Source organism: Desulfonatronum thiodismutans (genome assembly GCF_000717475.1).
GTDB lineage: Bacteria > Desulfobacterota > Desulfovibrionia > Desulfovibrionales > Desulfonatronaceae > Desulfonatronum > Desulfonatronum thiodismutans.
This window is the reverse complement of sequence record NZ_JPIK01000034.1, coordinates 1-2,030: the sequence shown is the minus strand read 5'-3', so window position 1 is coordinate 2,030 and position 2,030 is coordinate 1. Positions and strand designations below refer to the sequence as shown.

The following is a 2,030-nucleotide window of genomic DNA, read 5'->3' as shown; positions in this document are numbered from 1 at the left end:
ACAGGAGTTTAACAGATTGAACGTCATTTTTCCTGGAAACGAAAGTGATTTCGGTGTGTTAAGTCGCCAATTCCTGTAAGACCCCACTGCTCACTCCGTAGCCCATGGCCTTCAGTATCTGGGCCTGGGCGTCGCTTGGTTCCTCAAGCTTGCGGGTCGCTTTTCGTGCCCCGGCATTCCAACAAAGACATGAATGGAGTGTGCGCATCTGCTGCATTGTTGTGGCAGCGGAGAGCTTCAGCCCAGCCTTGGCCAATCGTAATTCCAAGAGACGCAGATAGGAGAGAGCAACAATGCAGCACAGGATGTGGCAACGGATTTTGCTGTCCGTCCAGTGCCGCATGGGTCTCATGTTGACCAAGTCATGGTCCTTGGTTTGGCGAAAGCTTTGCTCCACCATGTACCTGTCCAGGCTGGCCCTGACAATCTCATCAGTGCTCCAATCCATTCTGTCCGTGATCAGCACATTCTTTCCGAACCTGTCAATATGTCGCTCGATTCGATAATAATTTTTGCGAAAGCTCATGACCAAGCCTCCACTTTTCACGGCGAAACTCAGATCGTAAAGGCTGTCTGGAAGATACAGATCCCGGCAAATGTTTCGGTAGCGCTCCTTGATCGTGTCTTCGTTGCGCCACTGGGCAGACCTGGAACGAACCTTTGATCGGATTTCGTATAAAGCCGATTGGAGTGTTCGCATTTTCTTTTCAAATTTATACCGTTGCTTGGAGGCGGTCAGGGGGTTGTAGGTCACGATCACCGTGCGCGTCTGCCCCCAATATTCCCCGGTGCTCCGCCAAGCAGTCAATTGATCGTCCTCTCTGCCGAGCTCACGAAGTCGCCGATTTTTTTCAGTATCCACAACGATAAATTTTTCCCTGTCGACATGTACAAGCTCCTCGGCAAAGTACGTCGAGTAGCTGGTCACGAAATGCACGCCGTCCATGGCGTCAATGACTGCCATGCCGTCTTCGGAATTCATGCCCTTGTCCAAGACCACAGTCACGTCTTGCCGACCATATTTTCGCATGGCATCCAAAACGTCTTCCAGAACGCACTGAAACACCTTGGAATCATGGCAGTTGCCCTCGTATTCGCGATAGAAAAACGGCAGGCCGGTATCCCTGGCCACCAGCAAGGCAAGTCCTACCTGGCGAAGCCAGTAGCGGCCCTCTTTGCTTTTACCCGTCTGAGCCAAGTCAGATTCGGTATTGCCGGCCAAGTACGTGTAGTAGTTGGTGGTGTCGAAAAGAAAGCAATCGAACCGGGAAGTCTCTAACTGAGCCACCTTTTCGAAAAATCTTTTTGCGATCGCCTCGATTTGCTTTTGACTTACCCGGTCCCATTTTTTCCAAAACTTCTCGGATGACAAGGCTTTAACGTCCACCGGCCTGACCTGTTGGACAGCGGCTTTATCGTACCAATCCGCCAAAGCTCTCTTGGACTGAGCGTCAACCATCCTGTTGAAAACTGCATATAGGAAGTATTCGCCGACAGATGGTCCAGCCTCGTTTTTTCCTTTGGGGACGACCTCGTCCACGATCTGAGCAATCCCAACATCCTGATCAATCAAATTGGCCAACCACAACGCGCCAAATTCCTGAACCTGAATTTTCTCCAACGCAGATTCGGCCCCTGTTGCCAAAGACATGATCCTCTCCGGGGAACCAAGATAGACTTGGTTGGTAACCTTTGGCTTGCCGTCGATCCGCGCCATCTCCCGGACATAGTAGTAGGGCCTGCCCTTTTTGATCTTCTTGTGCAGATGAGGCATGCAGAGGACATATCAGTAGGGTCTAACAGTGTCAATAAGAAAGTTTATAAATTTATAAAATTAAACGTTTTTTTGACAAAAAGCAGAGATATCAGTAGGGTCTTACGCAAAAGGCCAGGTTAACATGCAGAAATTATTGCGGAAAAGGCTGGATTTGGCGCGATGCGGTTACAGTCCTGTTGAAAACAGGGACTTGTTGGCCCCGCCATGTTTTGGGGCGAGGATGAGTTGAGCGGTTTTCCCCAAAAAAAAAAAA

The 2,030-nt window shown here is 49.9% G+C and carries 1 protein-coding gene; it reads right to left on the bottom strand.

Annotated features, from left to right (window positions below; genetic code table 11):
• Window positions 1–58 precede the first annotated feature (58 nt).
• The gene (locus tag GY33_RS0118815; protein WP_031388797.1) at window positions 59–1,774 is read right to left on the bottom strand and encodes an IS1634 family transposase; all 1,716 of its coding nucleotides are present in this window, start codon (window positions 1,772–1,774) and stop codon (window positions 59–61) included.
• Between the last annotated feature and the right edge of the window lie 256 nt (window positions 1,775–2,030).

What these genes read in the sequence shown, in the direction of transcription:
- GY33_RS0118815 (WP_031388797.1), bottom strand. Translation starts at nt 1,774, where the DNA reads ATGCCTCATCTGCACAAGAAGATCAAAAAGGGCAGGCCCTACTACTAT.